19 protein-coding genes are annotated in these 22,722 nt (G+C 44.9%); 10 read left to right on the top strand and 9 right to left on the bottom strand.

Annotation, left to right across the window (positions count from 1 at the left end):
* Positions 1–115 precede the first annotated feature (115 nt).
* Positions 116–1,288 (top strand): acyl-CoA dehydrogenase family protein, encoded by a 1,173-nt coding sequence (locus JKG64_RS01185; RefSeq protein ID WP_210352513.1) that lies wholly within the window; start codon positions 116–118, stop codon positions 1,286–1,288.
* A 4-nt stretch (positions 1,289–1,292) separates the two neighbouring features.
* On the top strand, positions 1,293–2,459 hold the full coding sequence (locus tag JKG64_RS01180; protein WP_246512450.1) for a 3-hydroxyacyl-CoA dehydrogenase family protein: 1,167 nt from the start codon (positions 1,293–1,295) through the stop codon (positions 2,457–2,459).
* Positions 2,460–2,830: 371 nt separating this feature from the next.
* Here the strand turns inward: JKG64_RS01180 and JKG64_RS01175 are convergent, their stop codons facing one another.
* The 6 genes from JKG64_RS01175 to JKG64_RS01150 form a co-directional block, all read right to left on the bottom strand.
* A complete protein-coding gene (locus JKG64_RS01175; RefSeq protein ID WP_210352511.1) occupies positions 2,831–4,282 on the bottom strand; it encodes a bifunctional 2-methylcitrate dehydratase/aconitate hydratase in 1,452 nt (483 codons plus the stop codon).
* Positions 4,283–4,364: 82 nt separating this feature from the next.
* Complete coding sequence (prpC, locus tag JKG64_RS01170) at positions 4,365–5,516, bottom strand: bifunctional 2-methylcitrate synthase/citrate synthase (RefSeq protein ID WP_210352510.1); 1,152 nt, start codon at positions 5,514–5,516, stop codon at positions 4,365–4,367.
* Positions 5,503–6,396, bottom strand: a complete 894-nt coding sequence (gene prpB / locus JKG64_RS01165) for a methylisocitrate lyase (protein WP_210352509.1) — start codon at positions 6,394–6,396, stop codon at positions 5,503–5,505. The genes prpC and prpB overlap by 14 nt, the downstream gene beginning before the upstream one ends.
* Before the next feature lie 151 nt (positions 6,397–6,547).
* Positions 6,548–8,389, bottom strand: a complete 1,842-nt coding sequence (locus JKG64_RS01160) for a peptidase associated/transthyretin-like domain-containing protein (RefSeq protein WP_210352508.1) — start codon at positions 8,387–8,389, stop codon at positions 6,548–6,550.
* Entirely contained in the window at positions 8,367–9,335 is a 969-nt protein-coding gene (locus JKG64_RS01155; RefSeq protein ID WP_210352507.1) for a FecR family protein, read from the bottom strand. The genes JKG64_RS01160 and JKG64_RS01155 overlap by 23 nt, the downstream gene beginning before the upstream one ends.
* Positions 9,332–9,865, bottom strand: coding sequence for an RNA polymerase sigma-70 factor (locus JKG64_RS01150; protein WP_246512449.1), 534 nt, complete (start codon positions 9,863–9,865; stop codon positions 9,332–9,334). The genes JKG64_RS01155 and JKG64_RS01150 overlap by 4 nt, the downstream gene beginning before the upstream one ends.
* A gap of 297 nt (positions 9,866–10,162) precedes the next feature.
* Here JKG64_RS01150 and JKG64_RS01145 point away from each other — a divergent pair, with 297 nt between their 5' ends.
* The 6 genes from JKG64_RS01145 (at position 10,163) to JKG64_RS01120 (ending at position 17,014) form a co-directional block, all read left to right on the top strand.
* Positions 10,163–10,930 carry a lysophospholipid acyltransferase family protein gene (locus JKG64_RS01145; RefSeq protein WP_210352506.1) on the top strand — a complete coding sequence of 256 codons (768 nt, stop codon included), beginning with the start codon at positions 10,163–10,165 and terminating at the stop codon, positions 10,928–10,930.
* 82 nt (positions 10,931–11,012) lie between these two features.
* Positions 11,013–11,576 carry an outer membrane beta-barrel protein gene (locus JKG64_RS01140; RefSeq protein ID WP_210352505.1) on the top strand — a complete coding sequence of 188 codons (564 nt, stop codon included), beginning with the start codon at positions 11,013–11,015 and terminating at the stop codon, positions 11,574–11,576.
* 578 nt (positions 11,577–12,154) lie between these two features.
* Positions 12,155–13,549 carry an aminopeptidase P family protein gene (locus JKG64_RS01135; RefSeq protein ID WP_210352504.1) on the top strand — a complete coding sequence of 465 codons (1,395 nt, stop codon included), beginning with the start codon at positions 12,155–12,157 and terminating at the stop codon, positions 13,547–13,549.
* On the top strand, positions 13,539–15,713 hold the full coding sequence (locus JKG64_RS01130; protein WP_210352503.1) for a S9 family peptidase: 2,175 nt from the start codon (positions 13,539–13,541) through the stop codon (positions 15,711–15,713). Before JKG64_RS01135 ends, JKG64_RS01130 begins: the two co-directional genes overlap by 11 nt.
* Positions 15,714–15,827: 114 nt before the next feature.
* A complete protein-coding gene (locus JKG64_RS01125) occupies positions 15,828–15,998 on the top strand; it encodes a hypothetical protein (protein ID WP_210352502.1) in 171 nt (56 codons plus the stop codon).
* 368 nt (positions 15,999–16,366) lie between these two features.
* Complete coding sequence (locus JKG64_RS01120) at positions 16,367–17,014, top strand: DUF2931 family protein (protein WP_210352501.1); 648 nt, start codon at positions 16,367–16,369, stop codon at positions 17,012–17,014.
* 6 nt (positions 17,015–17,020) lie between these two features.
* On the opposite strand, the gene JKG64_RS01115 is transcribed toward JKG64_RS01120, so the two are convergent.
* Complete coding sequence (locus JKG64_RS01115) at positions 17,021–18,166, bottom strand: outer membrane protein assembly factor BamB family protein (protein ID WP_210352500.1); 1,146 nt, start codon at positions 18,164–18,166, stop codon at positions 17,021–17,023.
* Positions 18,144–18,806: a hypothetical protein gene (locus JKG64_RS01110; RefSeq protein ID WP_210352499.1), complete on the bottom strand. Its 663-nt coding sequence runs from the start codon at positions 18,804–18,806 to the stop codon at positions 18,144–18,146. The genes JKG64_RS01115 and JKG64_RS01110 overlap by 23 nt, the downstream gene beginning before the upstream one ends.
* Positions 18,807–19,077: 271 nt before the next feature.
* Here JKG64_RS01110 and JKG64_RS01105 point away from each other — a divergent pair, with 271 nt between their 5' ends.
* Both JKG64_RS01105 and JKG64_RS01100 read left to right on the top strand, forming a co-directional pair.
* Positions 19,078–19,923: an EamA family transporter gene (locus JKG64_RS01105; protein WP_210352498.1), complete on the top strand. Its 846-nt coding sequence runs from the start codon at positions 19,078–19,080 to the stop codon at positions 19,921–19,923.
* A gap of 135 nt (positions 19,924–20,058) precedes the next feature.
* Complete coding sequence (locus JKG64_RS01100; protein ID WP_210352497.1) at positions 20,059–20,616, top strand: AAA family ATPase; 558 nt, start codon at positions 20,059–20,061, stop codon at positions 20,614–20,616.
* A gap of 12 nt (positions 20,617–20,628) precedes the next feature.
* Here JKG64_RS01100 and JKG64_RS01095 read toward each other — a convergent pair whose 3' ends face one another.
* On the bottom strand, positions 20,629–22,698 hold the full coding sequence (locus tag JKG64_RS01095) for a heavy metal translocating P-type ATPase (protein WP_210352496.1): 2,070 nt from the start codon (positions 22,696–22,698) through the stop codon (positions 20,629–20,631).
* Between the last annotated feature and the right edge of the window lie 24 nt (positions 22,699–22,722).

The raw sequence follows: 22,722 nt of genomic DNA, 5'->3' as shown, positions 1-22,722 counted from the left end.
GTATTAAATATCAAAATAAATAGGAAATACAAAACCTTTTTGGCTAAATTAGCAATTATCCCGAATTATTAACAAAACACCATCGGGAGGTTATAACCAGTAAACTTAAACGTATATGCGGGCATCACTATTGACAGCAGAACACGAAACATTCCGAGAGACACTACGTACATTCATACGTAAAGAAATCCTTCCTCACGTCGATCGTTGGGAACAGCAAGGACAGATAGATCGCGAGATCTGGAAGAAAATGGGCGATATGGGCTTTATGGCGCTCAACTATCCCGAAGAATATGGCGGGCTCGACCTAGACTTCTATTTTTCCATGATACTCTGCGAAGAGCTGTCTTATTGCTTTTCGGGTGGATTTACCATATCCGCCCTAGTCATCCAATACATGTCGGCTCCCTACCTATTGAAACATGCATCCGAAGAACTGAAACAAAAATACCTACGTCCGGTATTGAGCGGCGATCTCATCAGTGCCGTAGCTATCACCGAACCTGGAGCGGGATCGGATGTCCAACACATCAAAACAACAGCACGTCGGGAAGGAGACTATTATCTAGTCAACGGTTCAAAAACCTTTATCACCAATGGTTATTATGGCGATTTCTTTATTACCGCTGTAAAAACAAGTCCCGAAAAAGGACACAAGGGAATCAGCCTGCTCCTTATCGACCGCAACAGCCCTGGAGTAACGGCTACCAAGATTACAAAAATGGGTTGGCTGGCCTCTGATACTGCCGAGCTCGGCTTTGACCAGGTCAAAGTACCGGTCTCCCATCTCATCGGAGAGGAAGACGCCGGCTTCAAATATCTAATGGGCGGACTACAGTTAGAACGCCTCACCGCCGCCATACACAGTTTAGCTACCGCAGAATCTGCTCTGGACTACACCCTGGACTATATGCGACAACGCGAAGCCTTTGGTAGAAAGCTACAGGAGTTTCAGGCCCTACGTCACCGTGTCGCTCAGATGGTAGCCGATATCACGACAACCAAAGCATTTATACAGCATTGCTGCGACCTACAGCAACAGGGTGAATATGCTGTTAAAGAATGTTCCATTGCCAAATTACAGGCCAGTGAACTCGCTGTCAGAGTCGTCAGTCAGTGTTTACAGCTATTCGGTGGCTATGGCTTTACCGAAGATTATAAGATAGCCCGACTGTACCGCGATGTACGCGTAGGGACCATCATCGGTGGCACATCCGAGATCATGCTCGAAATCATTGCTAAGATAGCCATTGATGACATCCAGTATCAACCCAAGACCAATACATAACACTATGTCACACACTCCATTTAATTTTTCCCGTATAGGTATTATTGGTGCTGGTATGATGGGCGCCGGAATTGCCTTCGAAGCGGCAAAGGCCGGTATCCAGGTATTGCTCAAAGATGTAACCATCGAGCAGGCACAGAAGGGCAAATCCTATTCCGAACGTGTCTGCCTAAAGCTCATCGAACTCGGAAAAATGCAAGCCGAGCAAATGGCACCACTCTTAGCAAATATCCACCCCGTGGCCGATTACGATACATTCCACGATCTGGATATGATCGTTGAGGCTGTGTTCGAAGATATGGACCTGAAAAAGACTGTGATTGAAGCATCGCAGTCCGGTCTTCGGCCCGGAGCCTTTTTTGCTTCCAACACCACATCCCTTCTGATCAGTGAGCTAGCCGAATCAAGTCAAGATCCGACAAACTTTATAGGCATGCACTTCTTCTCACCTGTAGACCGGATGAAACTCGTAGAGATCATCCGAGGCAAGGAAACAAGTCCACAAACGGTAGAAAAGGCTACACAATTAGCCCATATATTGGGCAAAACGGTAATCACCGTCAACGATGGTCCCGGTTTTTATACCTCACGCGTTTTTTTCAACTACCTGCTTGAAGCCATCAGCATGCTACTGGAGGGTATACCTGCCGAAATGATTGAGGCAGAAGCCCGTCAGGCGGGATTCGGAGCCAGCCCACTCGCGGTGTTGGATGAGATCTCCCTTCCGCTGATGCTGCATGTCTATGACCAACTCCCATCACTGAGTAACAGCCAACGGCGAGCATACCGCTATTTAGAAACATTGATTGCTCAAGGCCGATCGGGGCGCAAAACAGGTAAGGGCTTTTATAACTACGGAGACTCAAAAACCCTATGGAAAGACCCGACATTGCCGACGTCTGCTCCCCTTGTCGATGGGGGAACAATAGCGAAAAGACTCTTGCACGTAATGGCGCTAGACAGTTACCGCTGCCTAGAAGAAGGCATTCTGGACAGTACAAGCGATGGGGACACAGGCTCTATACTAGGTATCGGGTATCCCCCTCATACTGGCGGTGTATTCCAGCATATCGATCAGGTAGGCTTGCCTCAGTTCGTTCAGGAATGTGAGCAATTTGCCGACAAAGGTGAACAGTGGGAGATTCCGGATTCTTTACGGGAGAAAGGTTAATGGAGTTATCTAGTTAACGTGTTATCTAGTTATGAAGTTAACGAGCCTGTACCGGTTTTTCATCCGGATTGTACAGGTGCCTGATAACAGTAAAAGTAACGTCACCCTGAGTGTAGCGGAGCGGAATCGAACGGGTCTATCAACTGTATAGGGTTAATATATAGTTTCTAGATATCTCCACTTCGGTCGATTACTTGTCCCGATTTCGGGATAACGAGATAGTTTCCAAACCGAGCTTGCGAGCTCACCGTAATCCGTCATTGATAGCGAAATAACATGAAGCGAAGCAATCCCTTACTACAAGGAGATTGCTTCATTTCATTCGCAATGACGACTATTATCATCGTTCCTCAGGTCTGCAGTAAATGACATTACTTCATCATCAGATCGACCATATCATTGACATCCATAGCGATGAATGTATCATAATCCAAGGTTGACTCGCAGATCTGCTGCTGTTGCTTCTCGGAAAAGATCCGAGCTAGATTACGTTTATACTTTTCGATAAGTTTAGGTATCCCTTCCTCTCTGCGTCTAGGGTGCCCTATCGGATATTCTACAATCACTTCAGGCAATACCGTTCCGTCTTTCATCTCCACCGTAATCCCGTTGGCGATAGCACGTTTCTCTGGATCATGGTAGTCTTTTGTAAACTGTGGATCTTCCACACAGACCATTTTATCCCTTAACTCGTCTATGCGCGGATCCAGTGCCACTGCATCTTCGTAATCCTCGGCCGTAAGTCTGCCGAACAACAAAGGCACAGCGACCATATACTGTATACAGTGATCCCGATCTGCCGGATTATGCAATGGTCCTTTTTTATCAATGATACGGATAGCCGCCTCATGTGTACGGATAGTGATACGCGCTATATCAGCTGCCGACCGTCCATAAGACTCCAATTGCGCATGCAACTGCATAGCACATTCCACCGCTGTCTGCGCATGGAACTCGGCCGGAAATGAAATTTTGAACAGCACATTTTCCATTACATAAGAGCCATATGACCGTTGAAATTTAAACTCCTGCCCTTTAAATGACACATCGTAAAAACCCCATATAGGTGCAGATAACACCGAAGGATACCCCATCTCCCCTGTTTTGGCAATCAATGCCAAACGTACTGCGCGCGAGGTTGCATCCCCTGCTGCCCAGGACTTGCGGCTTCCGGTATTCGGAGCATGTCTGTAGGTACGCAGTGCCTGCCCATCCACAAATGCCAAGGACACCGCATTGATCAACTCTTCACGATCCAGTCCCAATAGCTTACCGACTACTGCTGTCGAGGCCACCTTGACCAATAGCACGTGATCCAGCCCAACCCTATTAAAGGCATTTTCCAATGCCAGGACACCCTGGATCTCATGCGCCATAATCATCGCATCCAGAACAACATCCGTCTTAAGCGCAGCTTTCCCCTTTGCCACATTCGTACGGCTTATCCAATCCGCAGCGGCAAGGATCCCTCCTAGATTATCCGATGGATGCCCCCATTCGGCTGCTAGCCAGGTATCATTAAAATCCAGCCAACGGATCATTGCACCGATATTGAATGCTGCCTGTATAGGATCCAACTGATAATTCGTACCTGGTACCTTGGCACCGTTTGGTACCATCGTCCCTTCGACCACAGGTCCCATGAGCTTCGTACAGGCCGGATAAGTCAATGCTTCAAAGCCGCATCCCAGCGTATCCAGAAAACAGTAAAAAGCAGTCCTTTTGGCGACCGTACTTGTTATATTATAATCCAGCACATAATCCGCAATATCCACCAACACCTGATCAGGTTGAGGTCTTTCATTCGATAGTATAGAAGACATATTAAAATTTAAAAAGTAAAAGTTAAAAAGTGAAAATGTTAAAGAGTTAGAATTTTAAAGAGTTAAAACGTGAGAACAGGAATTAACGTTGATTTAAAGGAACAAAAGCTCTATTCTCCGGACCTACATAATTTGCACTAGGCCGTATAATCTTGCCATCCTGCCGTTGTTCGAATACATGAGCCGACCAGCCCGTAATGCGCGACAGTACAAATAAAGGTGTAAACATCTCCGTAGGTATGCCCATCAGGTGGTAGGATACTGCCGAGTACCAGTCCAGGTTAGGGAACATACGCTTCTCTTCCCACATCACCTTTTCCAATCGTTCGGCAATATAGTACAGGTTCATATCCCCTGCTTCTTCCGATAGCTCACGCGCGACACGTTTGATAACCTCATTGCGAGGATCCGAAATCGTATACACCGGGTGCCCAAACCCGATGATCACCTCCTTATTGGCTAACCGCTGCCGTATATCTGCTTCCGCCTCATCCGGATTCGCATATCGGGTCTGTATTTCATAGGCTACCTCATTGGCGCCTCCATGCTTAGGTCCCCGTAACGCGCCTATTGCCCCTGCTATACAAGAATACATATCCGACCCCGTACCTGCGATCACGCGGGCGGTGAATGTCGAGGCATTAAACTCGTGCTCGGCGTAGAGATTGAGTGATATCTGCATAGCACGCACCCAAGAATCCGGCGGTACTGCACCATGTAGTAGACGCAAGAAATGTCCTCCCAATGTCGCATCATCGGTCTCTACAGCGATCTCACGTCCGTTTTGACTGAAATGGTGCCAATACAGCAATGCCGATCCCATCGAAGACATCAACCGATTAGCGATATCACGGGCTCCTGCCAGCGGATGACTATCCTTTTCCGGCTGTAGACTCCCGAATACCGAAACGTAAGTACGCAATACATCCATCGGATGCGATGTCGTAGGCAACTGCTTTAGTACCTTTTGTATCGCAATAGGCAATCCGCGCTGACTGAGTAGTTGGGTCTGGTACGCATTAAGCTGTGCCTGTGTGGGCAGTGTACCGTAGATCAACAGGTAGGCCACCTCCTCAAAAGTAGCCCCATCCGCGAGTTCCAAGATATCATATCCCCTATAGTGCAGATCATTACCTGTCTTCCCCACGGTACTCAGGGCCGTATTTCCTGCCGCCACGCCCGATAGTGCGACACTTTTCTTCGGTTTAAATCCTTGTTCGTTAGTCTCGTTCATCGTATTTAGTTTTGAAAAGGTTATCTAATCGGTTTTCATATGCATAATAGTCTATACTGCGGTACAACTCTTCGCGTGTCTGCATATCCTGGAGTACGGCCTGCTGTCCTCCATCTTTACGGATATGTTCATAGACCTGCGTTGCCGCTTTATTCGCCGCCCGGAATGCCGATAGCGGGTACAGAACAATCGAAACACCTGCCTCACGCAACTGTTCGACAGTAAATAACGGTGTCTGCCCAAATTCTGTGATATTGGCCAGTATCGGTAGCCCTGTTGCTGATGCGAAAGACCGATAATCCGCCAGATCGAGTACCGCCTCGGCAAAGATAAAATCAGCTCCAGCCTCCTTATAAGCCAGTGCACGCTCTATCGCCCTGTCTACCCCTTCCGAAGCGATAGCATCAGTACGGGCACCGATCACAAAATGAGCATCCGTTTTTGCATCTACAGCCGCCTTGATACGATCACACATCTCGGTAGCCGATACCAGCTCCTTACCCGGGCGGTGCCCACAGCGCTTGGCTCCGACCTGATCCTCCATATGTACGGCGGCGGCCCCTGCTTTTATCAGCGACTTGATCGTACGAGCCACATTGAATGCCGATGGGCCAAACCCCGTATCAATATCCACCATAAGCGGTAGGTCGCATACATTCGTAATACGGTCTACATCAATAAGAACATCCTGTAAGTTGGTAATACCCAGATCGGGTATCCCCAATGAACCGGCAGCAACGCCACCTCCCGATAAATAAATAGCTTGAAATCCGGCCTGTTTGGCCAGCAGGGCATGGTTGGCATTGATAGCGCCGACCACCTGCAAAGGTTTTTCCTTTTCAATAGCTTCCCTAAAAAGAAGCCCTGGAGAGTTTATCATATAATTGGATATTGAATGACTATACGCCAGCACTAGCTACCAGCGTATAGTCTTATTAATTCGTATAAACCTGCTAGTACAGGGTTTATTTCTCAACGGATAATATACGAATATAATTTAATCAATACCAAATGATTAGGATTTATTAACATTAAAACTGATAGACCAGACCAACGGTCAGTCCACCATGGAATGTATTACTTTTCGCATCCGCTTTCCACAGCTTCCAAAGCGGTTTCCCATCTTGGTCGGCAACCTCCGCAGCCTGCGAATAATTGAGAGATGGCGCGACATAAGCACGGAAGTGTGAAGACAATAACAGCGATGGTATCAATTGCAGCGAACTGCGCGAAGCATCCTTCCATCCCATATCCTTGTCCATATGCATTCGTTGCGTCAGTTCGGCCGATAGGGCAAATCTGTGGCGTTCCAGCAGATTAGCCCCCAATCCTACTTCCACCCCATATTTATAAGCATCATGATCCAGATAGGTACCCATCCCCAAGATACTGTACATAACCCGGCCTCCCGATCTAAAGTTCACACCTATAAAGCCACTCTCATCGGCAACCAGCCCTAGCTGCCTCCTTCCATTCTTTATCCAGTTAAAAAGCGCAATAGGGTAATCACTACTATCTGCAATATTGATTAAACCAGCGACCTGTACACCTTTGACCTTCTTGGCTATATTGATAACCCCTGCCACCTGGTTTCCCGCGGTCTCCGTCGCAATATTAATCCCTCCCGCCATCTGTATCCCCTTCACTACACCTCCGCTATTCATTACCCCGGCCAATTGGTACTGTACGGTATCCTTTGCATAATTGACTCCACCGGCCAGCTGTCCGCCCTTCACCTCTTTCGCCATATTGATCACTCCAGCGAGCTGTAGCCCACGGGCTGTATCCACTTTATTCCAGCCACCGGCCATCTGTACCCCCTTCACATTACGCAACACCACATTGCCGACTCCAGCGATCTGCACACCTGACACATCACCGCCGACTACATTCACCCCTCCGGCCATCTGTACACCCCTTACCTTGTATTGATTAAGGTTGAAGCCCCCGGCAAATTCCACACCATCCACACCGGCTGTATATCCACCCAATATATTGATAGACACCTTGTTCACAATCTGCGAATTAAAGAAACCGTGCGTACTCAATCCCGGCGTCAACGACATCTGGTACGGGCTATAGATAAAGAACCCACCCAGATTAGCACTCTGTATGCGCTGCGATGCACTACTGAATGCCGCACCCAAGAAAGTCTTGTAGATATTACGGTTCGAATCCACCAGTACATAATAGCCCACTTTCTTCGTTTTGCTGTCTTTAGACACATCAATCGGCAACAAAAGAATCAATGTCGTATCCCTATAGTTTTCCTTATTAAGCCCGATGATCACCTTACTGTCCGGCTTTTTGACGTCTAGTTCAAAAAATCCATCCTTATTCGTCAACGTTGCATTCAGATAAGTCCCTTTATCATATACACTCGCAAAAGACAAAGGCTTATTGCTACGCAGATCACGCACATATCCCGAGATCATGGTTTTATTATGCTGCTTCAGATCGATATCCACCTGCTCGACCACCATCCGCCAATCCGAGCGGCTGATAATAATATGCGAAGCCGTCTCCTTAAAGGAATACCGTGAACCGAGACAGCGCTCCAAGTAATCAATCAACACCCCATTATGCGCATTCGCCTGGACCACGCTATCTAAGTCAATCAATTGGCTATTGTAAGAAAATAACAGCCCCTTGTCCTGCTGTAGCTGCTCCAAGAGCTGTCCTACAGAAGTCTTTCCATAAGCAGGCATCTTGACCACCTGCGCTAGTTTTGCCTGTGAAAATGCATCTGCCTGTGCCAGAATAAAAATAGACAATGCTACAAAAAACTTAGCTCTATTTATAAAGTAAACAATCAACCTAAAGCTTTTAATAAACTGGAACATAACCGGGTTATCCTTTAATATAATATACATTACCTTTTTTCTCAATTTTCAATTCAAAAGTTTTCAATATCACGTCCAGCATCTCGTTCAATGTCTGCCGCTCGAATGATGCTGTATAGCGCAGCACTTTGGTCTTATCATCCACCACAACAAACTTTTGGTCGAACGCCTTGCCCAGCACCTCAAATACACGGCTCAGTGGTGTATTCTCAAAAATAAACTGCTGATGGATGTAATACTTGTAGAGCTGATCTTCCACCGTATCCACTTTCACTTTCGTACGTGCCGTATCTTGGATCAGCACCCTATCATTGGGCTTCAGGCGTACGCTATTGCCGGCATGATCCACCCGTACCGATCCCGAAGAGACAATGACCTCCGTCTCACCATCCGCTCTGCGCACATGAAAACTTGTACCCAGCACCGTAATCGTGCTATTCCCACTCTGAATAACAAAAGGCTGCGTCGTATCCCGCTTGACATCAAAAAACGCCTCACCTTTGCTAAGTACCACGGTACGCTCTTTGGTCAGCCAACCTTTTTTATAATCCAATACCGTCTTCTTATTAAGGTACACCGTACTACCGTCCGGCAGTCCTGCCTGTTGCAGCCTATCGTTCGAATCCAGGGATAGATCAGTAGACAATGTCCATCTCAGAACAGCTACCGAAGACATCAATAGCATCACTATCGCTGCCGCCACCATCCATGGCCTCCAGCCTCTGGAACGCTTCTCCTCCGTTAATACCAGCACCTTAGTAGGCTGTTCGTCCCGGAGCTTTATAAAATCGGCCCAGGCGCGATCCACGTCCACCTCCGGACTTTGATCCGAAGCACCGCTCCACTCCCATATCTTTTTCATATCCGTATATTCCTTTTCGTTTTCGGCGCTCTCCCTAATCCACGCTTCTACCACAACCTGCTGCTCCGCATTCAAATCACCACTTATATATTTTATCAATTCTTCCTTATTCATAATCCATTGATTAACAAAAAGACAACAACATTTAAATAATCCGCCAGATGAACCCTCAAGTGCCGCAGCGCTTTCGTCATATGTCCTTCGACAGTCTTCAGCGATAACTCGAGCACTTTGGCTATCTCATGGTATTTCAGCTCCTGAAAGCGGCTCATCTCGAACACCGCTCTGCTTTTTTCCGGCAATTTTGCCAGTGCGACATGCAATTGCTTCTTCAGCTCGGTATCTGTACCGTCGATATGCGTATCCAACCCTCCGCTCCGCTGTTGATAAGCCTCGTAGCGCTGCTTCAACTGACCCCTTTTCAAGACATTCAGACATTCGTAATAAACCGATTTATAGAGATACGATTTGACGGAAGTATGGATGGTATTTTCCCAGTCCCTTTCCCAAAACCGTAAAAAAACCTGCTGCACAGCTTCTTCCGCAGCATCCGAGTCTTCTAGAATTTTGTAGGCATAGCCATGCAAAGCCTTAAAATGCTCCCGGAATACCTGCTCAAACTTTGTTTCTTTCTGCAAAGACATACATTCAATTTAATTAGTCATTTACTACAACTTACATAGCTAAGACAGTCTATAGCGCTTACCCCCTTATTATTTTTTACTTTTTTTTATCCGTTCTTTCATTCCCATCATCTTCCCGCACTTTTTTCAAAATAAAAGTAAGGGTATAGCTGCTATTAATTGTCAAAACTATAAAAAGTAATCTTATGCTACTACTCTTCTTTATCACGATCCTTGTACTCCTCTTCGGTATGGTGACCTACCTTCTGGCACTATTGATCCGTATGGTACATGAGTTTAGCGAAAACTAAGGCACTTATGAACAGGATATATAATTTTGGAGGATTTCTGATTGGTAAGATACTGCGCTACCGTAGCGCAGTCGTCACCCAGAATCTCGCGCGCTCCTTTCCACTGTCGGATTACAAGGAGCTATCGCTGCAACATCAACGGTTCTACCGCAATATGTGCCGTCTGATGGTAGAGCTATTACTCCCTAGCCGTCCAGAGCTCATCCTTTCGGCCGATCTGTACCGTACACTGCACCAGCAATACCGTGCGGATCGCCAGATCATTCTACTGCTTGGCCATTATGGCAATTGGGAGATACTGGGCAAACTGCCACTACAGCTAGGACTCCCCATACAGTCGCTGTACAAACCTCAAAAAAACCGTTGGGTAGACCGCTTCCTACAAAGAAGACGGGGCCAATACGGATTACGCCTACTTCCCTCCCAGCAGGCTGCCAAAATCCTCCTAGACCAAACGGGACACCCTTCTATTACACTATTTATAGCGGATCAGTTTCCGGGGCAAGCCAATGGGCTGGCCATTGATTTTTTACAGCAGCCTTCCTATATGTTTATGGGTCCCGAGCGTATTGCCAAGCGCCTTGATGCATATGTGGCCTACATCGAGCTACAGGCCATAGGCAACCACAAATGGAAAGCCAACCTACAGCCCATCTGCCTGCGTGCAACAGATAGTCCCGACGGGCATATCACCACCTCCTACACCCGAAAACTGGAAAAGAGCATACAGCAGGATCCCAGCTGGTGGCTGTGGTCACACAAGCGATGGAAATAAAAATAAAAAAAAGCTAAGGGTATACTTTAGTTCGAGCATCATATATATAAACAGATTAGAAAAATATATTAAATCAATAACAATGAAAAAACAATTAACGTATGGCCTGCTTCTGGCGGCAATGGGATTCGGTCTTAATCAGGAAACAAAAGCACAAGAAGTGGATTTTGGTGTTAAAATCGGTGGCCAGTACCATATGCCATCTTTTGGCTCGGGTATAGTAAAAAGCTCTGATTCGAAGTTCGGTGTTCAGGCAGGCGCATTCGTACGTACCAAAGAACGTCTTTACGGGCAGGTAGATCTTGGAATATCCCTATACAAATACGCCTACAAGATCGACAATACGGAATACGCTCCTAAATTCTATCAGCTGAACCTACCTATCCAACTGGGGTATCGCGTTATAGAAACAGACAACATCACGTTGAGAACAGCTATCGGAGCACAGCTAAACTATCAGTTAAAGAAAAACAAGGCATATACCAATAATTTCAATAATATAACGTACGATGGTCTGATCAATATCGGCACCGATATCAAGCAATTCTCCATCGATCTAAAATACAACCACGGTATCAACAAACTCAGCAAAGAACTCGATGCCAAAAACAGAATCATCGGACTATCTGTAGGCTACCGATTCTAAATACACAAGCGCGCTAAATACACAAGGGAGGTTATATCATCTATGACCTCCCTTATGTATTTTACCTAGCATTAACGTCCAGTTTTAAACTTTATCCTTTAGGTTTTCCTTATACCACCATCTTTGACAACCAACCATTCTCCTATCGACACACTGCTTTCCCCATAAGGATCGTAACAAATGACCAAGGAAAAAATCACACAATCCATGTAATATATCATCTACACCATAGACTCCTCCTACTTTTCCATTGAAAAAACCAACAGGTACAAAGGATGGAGGGTATAGTCATAGGAGTGGTATGCATCGATCGGGATAAAAGGCTACAAGTACGAAGGAAAGTTGAACAGATCCATGGAAAGATACCCCCCCCATAGTAGTCGCCCGTCCACTTCATGGAAAAGTCCACAATATATAAAGGATCGTTCGTCAAGTCCATGGAGAAAAGCCAGCACTCTTGGGAGTCCATGAACGACCCTAAGTGCAAATTAGTATATCTCCACACCCCTCCCTAGAAGTCTCACTTTTTTTTCCAAACTTTACCTCTATTATTTCAAACACTTAATCTAGGTATTACTATGTTTTCAGTACAGACTTATCAATCCCGAAGATCAGCGCTGCAAAAGCAGATCTCCAGTGGCGTCCTGCTCTTCTTAGGGAATATTGAGAATCCTATTAATTTCGAGCATAACACCTATCCTTTTCGTCAGGATAGTACTTTTTTATATTACTTTGGCATCCCTGCTCCTTATCTAGCTGCCATTATCGATATAGACAATGATAAAACGATCATTTTTGGCAATGAGCTGAGTATAGATGATATCGTATGGACCGGACAGCAGGAATCGCTGAAAGATAAATCCTTAAAATGTGGGGTGCAGGAAACGCTTCCTTTCGCACAATTGGCATCATACTTACAACAAGCTAAAAAAAGTGGTAGGACTATACACTACCTCCCGCCGTATCAATCCAGCAACAAACTATTGCTCGGCGAATTATTGCAGGTCAGCCCGAAGGAAATAAACCCCTCTGTTCCATTTATCAAAGCCGTGGTAGCACAACGATCGATCAAAGAAAACCAAGAGATTGCGGAAATCGAAAAAGCATTGGCAGTGTCTACAGAAATGCATCTATTGGCAATGCGTACGGCTCAGGTCGGTACACAGGAACGCCATATGGCCGCTGCCATACAACACTATGCGTATGACCACAACTGTAACTTTGCTTATCCACCGATAGTAACGGTACATGGAGAGATACTTCACAATGCCTATCAACAGAACTTCCTAAAAGAAGGCGATATGATACTGAACGATTCGGGTGCGGAGACGGCTATGGGCTATGCCGCAGATCTCACCCGGACTTTCCCGGTTTCGGGGCGCTTCACCGCACGCCAACGGGACTTATATAATGTGGTACTAAAAGCTTTTGAGGCTGCGAGAGAGCGTCTGAAACCAGGGATAAAGTTTAAGGATGTACATCTGCTTGCGGCAAGACATCTTGTCGAAGGTCTTGTGGCCGTAGGACTGATGAAGGGAGATCCTGAAGAAGCGGTACAGGCACATGCACACACGCTATTCTTTCAATGTGGATTAGGCCATATGATGGGGCTCGATGTACATGATATGGAAGATCTGGGCGAGCAGTATGTGGGATACACCGAGCAAGAGCCTAAGGATACGAGTACATTTGGTCTTAAATCTCTACGCCTGGGACGTGAACTACAAACAGGATTCGTGCTGACTGTCGAACCGGGGATCTACATCATACCGGAACTTATCGATATGTGGAAGAAGGAAAATAAGCTGTCCCAGTTCATTAATTATGACCTGCTGGAGTCGTACCGTGATTTTGGCGGTATACGGATAGAAGATAATTTCTTAATTACCAATGAGGGTTTCCGTCTGTTAGGCCCCGAGTTAATCAAATCAGTAGAAGATATAGAAAACTATAGAACCAATCATGTACAATAAGATCACACGCATTTTACTCGCCTTATTCGCAGTTCAGCTCTTTTGTCTGGCGTCGGCGGCAGCGCAGACGCAATGGACTGAAGATGGCAATGGATACTACGATTTCTCTAAAGATGGTATCGTCATTGTCGACCTCTTGCACGCCAACAAACGAGAAGTATTTCTTGCGGCCAAAGACCTTACTCCAACAGGACAACGCTCACCACTGGAAGTGCAGAGCTTTCAATTGTCACCAGACAAAAAGACGCTCTTGTTATTTGCAAATACCAAACGGGTATGGCGCGAAAATACGAGAGGTGACTATTGGCTGTACAACCTGAACAATAAAGCGCTGACACAGTTGGGCAAGGGACTGCCGGAATCGTCATTGATGTTTGCTAAATTCTCGCCCGATGGAAAACAGGTGGCTTATGTCTCTAAACATAATATCTACATAGAAGATACCAATACGCTACACTATAAACAGATAACGCAGGATGGCACTGATCGTATGATCAATGGTACCTTCGACTGGGCCTATGAAGAGGAATTTGGCACGAAGGACGGTTTCAGATGGTCTCCTGATGGAAAAAAAATAGCCTACTGGAAGCAGGACGCGAAAGATACACGCCATTTCTACATGATCAATAATACAGATAGCCTGTATTCGTTTATCATTCCTGTGGAGTATCCAAAGGTAGGACTCAAGCCTTCAGCTACCAGTATATGGGTGTATGACCTAAATAATAGCACCAACAAGCTGATGGATATCCCTGGTGATCCCAGCCAGCATTATATCCCACGCATGGAATGGACGCTGGATGCGAAGTCTGTGATATTACAACAGCTGAACCGCAAACAGAACGAGAGTAAAATCATGCTTAGCGATGCCAATACAGGAACTAGCCATACAATACATACCGAAACTGACCCTGCCTGGATAGATATCAAAGCACGTTGGAATGACGGTGATCCCAGTGGCTGGGACTGGATGGACGGAGGCAAAGCCTTTATCTGGCTCTCGGAGAAATCAGGATGGAGACAGATCTATAAGATCGATCTTCAAGGTAAGGAGACGCTGTTAAGCAAAGACAACTTTGATGTGATCCAGATAGACCGTATTGATCCCCTATCCAAAAGTATTTATTTCAGCGCCTCTCCGCTCAACGCAACTCAAAAGCATCTTTATCAGTTGTCTTTTGCAGGAGGTAAAGCAAAACGGATTACACCGGCTGAACTGAAAGGTACGAACAGCTATACGATCTCACCTAATGGAAAACTGGCCATTTTTACCCAAAATAGTACTACGGCTTATAGTAGTGGTTCCGTAGTATCCCTGCCTGCTCATTCGCAGCTCATCCCTCCTACGCGGGAGATGCAAGCGGACAAAACCATACCACAAACGGAGTTTTTCCAGGTGACAACGGTGGATGGGGTGACGCTGGATGGCTGGATGGTGAAGCCTAAAAACTTTGACCCGAAGAAGAAATACCCCGTAGTCTTTTATGTATACGGTGAGCCTGCTTCGCAAACGGTGACGGATAACTTTTTTGCGGGTAAGAATTTCCTATATGCCGGCGATATGACCGAGGATGGTTATGTTTATATCTCACTGGAAAACCGTGGCGCTCCTGCTCCTAGGGGACGTGAGTGGCGCAAATCCATCTATAAAAACATAGGGGTAATCAACATCAGGGACCAGGCTATGGGGGCCAAAGAGGTATTCAAGTGGGGATTTATAGATACAGACCGTGTGGCTGTATGGGGATGGTCCGGAGGTGGGGCCTCTACCCTCAATCTATTGGGGCAATATCCGGATATATACCAAACGGGGATCTCGGTAGCGCCCGTGACGAATCAACTCTTGTACGATAATATCTATCAGGAACGATACATGGGATTGCCTCAGGAAAATGAAGCTGATTTTATAAAAGGATCGGCACTGACCTATGCCAAAAATGTACGGGGCAATCTCCTACTGATTCATGGTACGGGTGATGATAACGTGCACTATCAGAATGCGGAAGTATATATCAATGAGCTTATCAAACATGGGGTCACCTTTGACATGATGGCCTATCCGAACCGTAGCCATTCGATCAACGAAGGGGAAGGTACATCGGAACATTTAGCTAGACTGTACACGCGATACCTAAAGCAACACTGTCCACCGGGCGCTAAATAGTCATCCAAAAAAAGTTAGGGACAATTTGTTTTTTTAAATATTCCTAAGTACCTTTAGTCATAAGGAGATAGAGTCGCTCTGATGCTGTCTCCTTATGATATAAATCTAAAGTACATGAGAAAATTCAAATTAGACCAGACGTTGGTTCCTGTAGCAATGCTATTATTGGTTGTTGGTATGACTAGTACTGAAACGTACATGAAGTTTACACTAATGGGAGCAGCTATCCTCTTAAATTTCACAGCACTTATCCTCAACACGCAAAATATTAAAAACAAGGAATAGCACAAGCATCGCTTTTTTAATAGTATTGTTTTATCTTTATTCCGATGAATAAGGTATCGGAAGACTATATTTTAAAACAAGATAATACAAAGGAGAAACAGCGAAGTGCTCTTTTGTTGTTTGTATTATACATTCTTATTTTTTTCCTACTTGCACTCCTCTTTCCTAAAGAGAATGATCAGGTCTTTGTTCCCATGTATTACCTAGCGGCAGTTTCAGTGCTACAGCTGAGCTATGTTGCTTATTACAGGCCCCCTTTAAAATCCTGGTCAGCAGTTCTACTGATTATATTTTTTGTTTTGTTCTGCCTCTTTCTGGCATTTAGTGTTTACATTACCGGCCTTGCAGCCGCCTACCAACATTAAGACATGAATATACTCAATAAAATATACATCGTATTGCTTGTAGCTGTGCTCGTGAGTATGGTCTTTTTAGTCCGTCGATCGGCTCAAAAAACAAAGTATAAAGCAGGAACTTTCTCTGCTGTACCTATACATGTCCGAAACCTGTATTTTACAGACCATAGATCTTCTGAACTAGGTTACTTTTATGATACTGATCCCAATTATTTTGCCTGGCGGCAGGTTGACCAGTATTTTGAGAACGACCGGATAGATATACCGGATAGCTTACATATCGAGTATTTCTCTTATACCGACTCGCTTTTCTATAATAGTATACTGCCGATAAACAGGATGGACTCTACCTGGAAAAAATACACAATCTCTTCCGAGCCTTTGGTATTTACACTGGGTGTAGCGGACAAAGGGATTGTCAAACTGTGGTGCTCAACCCCGTCACTAGGTACGCAGTTGATCCTCAACGAACAGCTGCCTCCTATCAAACCCAAACCGGAGGACCTATATTATAAGGAACCTCTTTCTGAAGCCCGTTACATCACCGAAATGTTTTCCTTATTGAGTGATAGTGTAAAAAATAATGTCCGTCAGCAACTGTATATAAAAAGCTATAAGGATAGCAATGACTACAAGCTCCCGGAGTACCTCCTCGATTGAGGAGTTCTACTCTTTAAGAAAATAAGCGGCCTGTAATCCCCGCTCATTATTTAACTGCAGATCGGATTTGAGCAGCTTGATCTGGTCCAATTGCGAAGACATTTTATACAGTGCTCCCTGATAGGTGATCATATATAGGTTTGAATTGGCTACTGTAAGTGCTAATGGTTGACCTAAATCCGGCGACCAGGCTTTTTCCTGAGCCACTTTGCCGCTTCTATCTAGAATCAGAATCCTATCTTTTGCCAATACAGCATACTTGTTCCTTTCTAATAGATCCAAGGACTTGATATCTCCCAGATCTTTCATAGTCCATTGGATATCGCCCGTTTTGGGATCTAGAGCAGATAAACCATCAAAGGGGAGTAAAATGGTATTGTCGGTAATAAACAATTCAGAATGTACATATCCCTCATCGGATGTGGGTTTGTATTCCCACTGCATGGCCAGCTCCTGATTCAAACAATACACCCTGCCTTTTTCAGTCAGTATATACAATAGTCCATCGTGGAGCTTTGGTGCGAAAGAAGACCCTTCTTCCAAATTAAACTTTGCCAGTTGTTTTCCTGTCTCTGCAGCTAATTTTACCAACTGATATCCGGTGGTCTGGTACACTGCATCACCTTCTACCAGGGGTTCAGACATCAATACAGTACCACTTTGGTAATTCCATTTTTCTGTTCTATCTTCTATGGAGACAGACTTAATCTCGCCATGACTATTTGCAAATAGCATATGGTCACCATACACTACAGGACGTTGATAAAAATGGACAAAACGTACATCGTCGAAATGGTAGCCGTAAAAAGCCTGATCTTTGGATACACTATCTCTGAATATCCAGTTTTGCCGACCTGAATTCTTAGCATAGGAAACGATGGTTCCATTTAAGTAGTCTTTGATTAGCTGTCCCTTATAGACTGTCATATAACTGAGTTCATCTATATCGGGATCTGTCTGCAATTGCTGCCAACACAACGAGTCTGTCGCTAAATCGAAACAATAAAGGCTTCCGCTATTTGTCGTAACAAACATAGTAGTCGACGCGGGGGCTTCGGACTTATCCATCTGGCAGGCTCCAAGAGATGCGAACAGCGCTAAGGCGATAAGCAGGTTTCTACAAAAACCTTTATTTAAAAAGGTTATAATCATAAGGAATGGTTTGTGAAAAATCCGTTATATACCAGGTATCAGGATCGGACTGAAACCGAACAAAATCATAAACGATATACAGTGGTTCCTGAATATTGCCTAAATTATTGCCTTTGCTATCAAAAGCACAGACCATAGCTGTGACACGCGCGATCTCGGGATCATTATCTTCGACCGGCTGTAGCTTGGCCTCAAACGCGGTACCGATACGGATATGGGCATCATTATTCCTCAATAAAGCGACCATATCCTGCTTATACCGATGTACAATGGCCTGCTGAGCCTCCAAATCGGTAGGCTTAAGATCTGTCTTATGGAGATGATTAAAGTCCATGCCCTTAAAATGGGTATACGCTTCCTTTACATCATCCGGAATAAACTCGCCTTTGCGAATCTGCGCTCCCCAATATAAGGTATCAAAAGGCTCACGTATAGCCATAGTAGCTGATAGGGTATCTGGGCCATATACTCCAATAGGCTCTTCTACGATTGCCGCTTCTCCTGATTCTGTATGAAATAAACTGGATGTCAGGCTCTGAAAATGATGTGGGATATGATGCCATCCCACTACAAAATGGAGAATAGCAACGACAAATGCAAGGATAAGACCTACAACTACCAACAAGGGTTTTCTGTTCATATATGACATCTTTTAGTAGGCCAAAAGTAAGGCATAACTATAACTTTTTTTAAAAATTATTTTAAAAAACTTACGTACTGCCTATAAATAATTGAATCCTGCACATAGGGTGTCAGGAAGATTTTGTAGATTTATCGCCAAAGTAAACAGATCAATATGGATCCTTGTAGATTATAGTCCCCTACAGTCTTGTAATGAGTAATAACGATATACGATCCTATATCGTATCGTTGTCTATACGCCAATCGTTTACTTTTAGAACAAAACAACTATGTCAACTAAAAACACCAAAATAGCTGTTCCTGCGGCACTTTTATCCATGGCCTGCGTACAGGGAGGAGCCTCTATTGCAAAACAATTATTTCCGGCTATAGGCGCTATAGGCACCAGTACATTGCGTATTGGCTTATCAGCTGTGCTATTGACACTGATCAATCGTCCCCGGTTTTCTACATTCACGAAACAACAATGGCTGTACGCAGCACTATATGGAATCGGTATCGCGGCGATGAACCTTATTTTCTATATGGCAATACAACGTATACCATTGGGACTGGCTGTGACCGTGGAATTTGTCGGACCGCTATTCCTGGCACTGGTCCTATCACGAAAACTACTGGATGTCGTATGGGCTTTACTGGCCTGTGCAGGTATATTGCTGATCGTTCCCTGGACCAATAATGATATTGATCTTGTAGGTTTAGGTCTGGCTTTACTAGCAGGTACTTTCTGGGCGATGTACATCGTCATGGGCGGCAAGGTCTCTAAAGTAATGGAAGGTAAGGATGCTGTAACCACGGGAATGTTGTTCGCGACATTGCTTATCATCCCTTTTTCTATTTGGGATGGGGCTATCTTTCAGGTCACACCACTTTTATTACTGAAAGGATTGGGAGTCGCTATCTTTTCCAGTGCACTTCCATTCTCTTTGGACTTTGTTGCCTTAAAGCGATTGCCGGCGAAGACTTTCAGTATCCTGACGAGTCTCCAACCTGCCTTTGCTGCATTTTCCGGCTTACTTTTCCTACAGGAAACGCTTACATTTATGCAGTGGATATCGATATGCTGTGTCGTAGCGGCAAGCATGGGAACAACGATTTTTAGCAATTCGAAATAAAAATACGTATATTGGGTTTGGCCGTTTATTCGCTCCGATTAGGCCAAACCTTATAGCATTCTTTTCCTTTCCCCTTTATCTTTTTTGATTCCTGGCCCCAAAGGGACAACTATTTAATTCACTTAATTTATTAGCATGATATATACAGCACAACAAACACAAAACATTGTGATTACTGGAGGACCAGGCATGGGTAAAACCTCTATCATCACACACCTGACGGCACAGGGCTATCATTGTATTCCCGAAGTGGGACGTATGATTATTATTGAACAGATGCGTACCCAAGGAAACAAGCTGCCTTGGGTTGACCCATTGGCTTTTGCCATGGAAATGCTTGGACAGGCTACAGCTGACTACAAAAAGCGGGTAAGTCAACCGGCTGGTGGTTTTACATTCTTTGACCGGGGAATTCCCGATATCATGGGATATCTATCGATCTGTGGCATAGCCATCCCTCCAGCACTGGAAGAGGCATGCCACAATCTCCCCTATTTCAATAAAGTATTCATCACACCTCCCTGGGAAGAAATATACGTTAATGATGCCGAACGTAAACAGTCTTTCTCGGAAGCCATAGACACTTATGAAGCCATGAAGCGAGTCTATAGCAATCTGGGTTACACCCTGATCGAGATCCCTAAATTAAGCATCGCTAAACGTGTACAGTTTATCGTATCAGCGCTCCAATAAGCAAAAACTTCTTTAATCAAACTTGGACCGCTGAATCCGAACGGCATTCAGAATAGCAATTAAAGCGACCCCGACATCGGCAAATACAGCCTCCCACATCGTAGCCAAACCTCCGGCACCTAAAATGAGAACAATTCCCTTAACGACAAAAGCAAGGGTAATATTCTGCCATACTATTCTTTTGGTCTTCTTCCCTATCCGTATCGCCATCGGTATTTTACTCGGCTTGTCGTCCTGTATTACAATATCTGCAGTCTCTATCGTCGCATCACTACCTAAACCGCCCATTGCTATACCGACATCACTGAGTGCGACCACAGGAGCATCATTGACACCATCGCCTACGAATGCAACGGATTCGCCTTTAGCTTTAATCTCCTCCACACGTTTCACTTTGTCTTCGGGCAGCAGATCTCCAAAAGCACTGTCAATACCTAGCTCCTTAGCGACGTATTGTACGACTGAGCTCTTATCTCCACTCAGCATGGTCGCTTTTACACCACTATTATGCAACTGTTGGATAGTCTCTAGAGCATCTTCTTTGATACGGTCTGCAATGGTGATATAACCGACAAACTGCCCGCCATAAGCAATAGCGATGACGGTAAAGACTATGCCGGACGGATCGATATCATATTGGATAGCAAATTTATCCATCAACCTGAAATTACCGACCAAAAGCTCTTTCCCTTTTACCGTGGCCTTCAATCCATGTCCAGCTATCTCCTCGACATCTTCTAGTACAAGGTTATGGTCCAGATCTCCTACATATTTATGAATTGCTGTCGCTACCGGATGTGAACTTTTACTTTCCAATATATTGACCATGGCCAACATCTCCTGACGGTCAAATTCATTCGCTATAACAACATCCTGCACCTCAAACACGCCCTCGGTCATGGTGCCGGTTTTATCCATCACTACGTTCTCTATATCGGCAAGGATATCCAGAAAATTAGAACCTTTGATCAGGATACCGTTGCGACTGGCGGCTCCTATTCCTCCGAAGTAGCCCAAAGGAATAGATATGACTAATGCACAAGGACAGGAAATAACCAAAAAGATCAATGCTCTATAAAGCCAGGTCACAAATTGATAATCTGACACAAATAAAGCGGGCAGCAATGCAATTCCTATGGCTAGAAAAACAACGATAGGCGTATATATCTTTGCAAATTTAGAAATGAACAATTCGGTCGGCGCTTTTTTACTACTGGCCTGTTGTACCATTTCAAGAATTTTACTCAGCTTACTATCCGCATAAGCTGTAGTAATCTGAACATTCACCAATGTATTCAGATTAATCATACCGGCCAGCACGACCTCGCCCGCATATTTCGTATCAGGCTTGCTCTCGCCGGTCAAGGCCGCTGTATTAAAAACAGCCTGATCGCTCAGAAGAACACCGTCTAGGCCTAGCTTCTCTCCTGGTTTGAGCTGTACGACATCATTAATACGTACATCCTTAGCCTTGATCAATGAAGCTACATTGTCTCGGATTACGGTCGCTTCATCAGGACGCTGATCTAACAACGCCTTGATATTGGACTTGGCTCTTGAAACGGCTAATGTCTGGAAGCTCTCGCCAACTGCATAAAAGAGCATGACTGCCACACCCTCTGGGTACTCGCCAATGGCAAAGGCACCCAGCGTAGCAATCCCCATCAAAAAGAACTCCGAAAAGAAATTGCCACGTCCGATTCCTTTTGCGGCATCTTTAAGAACAGGGAGACCAACAGGTAAATAGGCAACCGAATACCAGAATAAACGAACCCCACCACTGAACCAGTCCTGAGGAAAATAATTATCAATACCTAACGCAACAAGCAGCAATACCAAGCTGATAATAGCTGGCATAAATAGCTTTAAATAACTACCATCTGTAAAATCATGGCTGTGGTCATGTCCATCATGATCATCATCGTGAGAATGCGCTGCCGCGTCATGTGTGCAACAGCTCCCTGTATCTTTTCCTTTTTTTGAACCTACAAGTTCAGAAGCACCTGCATTATCATATATCTTTTGGGTTTGTGTACAGCAAAGCTGCCTTCCCATCTCGTCATAACGATGTTTATGTTCCATATCAACAATATACTACTTTTATAA

The organism is Sphingobacterium tabacisoli (genome assembly GCF_017908035.1).
Lineage (GTDB): Bacteria > Bacteroidota > Bacteroidia > Sphingobacteriales > Sphingobacteriaceae > Sphingobacterium > Sphingobacterium tabacisoli.
The sequence above is the reverse complement of the archived record's forward strand: the minus strand, read 5'-3'. Positions and strand labels throughout refer to the sequence as shown.

Excerpts from the sequence above, each read along its gene's own strand:
- JKG64_RS01160 (WP_210352508.1), bottom strand. The coding sequence starts at position 8,389 with ATGTATATTATATTAAAGGATAACCCGGTTATGTTCCAGTTTATTAAA.
- JKG64_RS01105 (WP_210352498.1), top strand. The coding sequence starts at position 19,078 with ATGTCAACTAAAAACACCAAAATAGCTGTTCCTGCGGCACTTTTATCC.
- JKG64_RS01135 (WP_210352504.1), top strand. The coding sequence starts at position 12,155 with ATGTTTTCAGTACAGACTTATCAATCCCGAAGATCAGCGCTGCAAAAG.
- JKG64_RS01140 (WP_210352505.1), top strand. The coding sequence starts at position 11,013 with ATGAAAAAACAATTAACGTATGGCCTGCTTCTGGCGGCAATGGGATTC.
- prpC (WP_210352510.1), bottom strand. The coding sequence starts at position 5,516 with ATGAACGAGACTAACGAACAAGGATTTAAACCGAAGAAAAGTGTCGCA.
- JKG64_RS01185 (WP_210352513.1), top strand. The coding sequence starts at position 116 with ATGCGGGCATCACTATTGACAGCAGAACACGAAACATTCCGAGAGACA.
- JKG64_RS01150 (WP_246512449.1), bottom strand. The coding sequence starts at position 9,865 with ATGTCTTTGCAGAAAGAAACAAAGTTTGAGCAGGTATTCCGGGAGCAT.
- JKG64_RS01155 (WP_210352507.1), bottom strand. The coding sequence starts at position 9,335 with ATGAATAAGGAAGAATTGATAAAATATATAAGTGGTGATTTGAATGCG.
- JKG64_RS01130 (WP_210352503.1), top strand. The coding sequence starts at position 13,539 with ATGTACAATAAGATCACACGCATTTTACTCGCCTTATTCGCAGTTCAG.
- JKG64_RS01125 (WP_210352502.1), top strand. The coding sequence starts at position 15,828 with ATGAGAAAATTCAAATTAGACCAGACGTTGGTTCCTGTAGCAATGCTA.
- JKG64_RS01145 (WP_210352506.1), top strand. The coding sequence starts at position 10,163 with ATGAACAGGATATATAATTTTGGAGGATTTCTGATTGGTAAGATACTG.
- JKG64_RS01095 (WP_210352496.1), bottom strand. The coding sequence starts at position 22,698 with ATGGAACATAAACATCGTTATGACGAGATGGGAAGGCAGCTTTGCTGT.
- prpB (WP_210352509.1), bottom strand. The coding sequence starts at position 6,396 with ATGATAAACTCTCCAGGGCTTCTTTTTAGGGAAGCTATTGAAAAGGAA.
- JKG64_RS01180 (WP_246512450.1), top strand. The coding sequence starts at position 1,293 with ATGTCACACACTCCATTTAATTTTTCCCGTATAGGTATTATTGGTGCT.
- JKG64_RS01115 (WP_210352500.1), bottom strand. The coding sequence starts at position 18,166 with ATGATTATAACCTTTTTAAATAAAGGTTTTTGTAGAAACCTGCTTATC.
- JKG64_RS01110 (WP_210352499.1), bottom strand. The coding sequence starts at position 18,806 with ATGAACAGAAAACCCTTGTTGGTAGTTGTAGGTCTTATCCTTGCATTT.
- JKG64_RS01175 (WP_210352511.1), bottom strand. The coding sequence starts at position 4,282 with ATGTCTTCTATACTATCGAATGAAAGACCTCAACCTGATCAGGTGTTG.
- JKG64_RS01120 (WP_210352501.1), top strand. The coding sequence starts at position 16,367 with ATGAATATACTCAATAAAATATACATCGTATTGCTTGTAGCTGTGCTC.
- JKG64_RS01100 (WP_210352497.1), top strand. The coding sequence starts at position 20,059 with ATGATATATACAGCACAACAAACACAAAACATTGTGATTACTGGAGGA.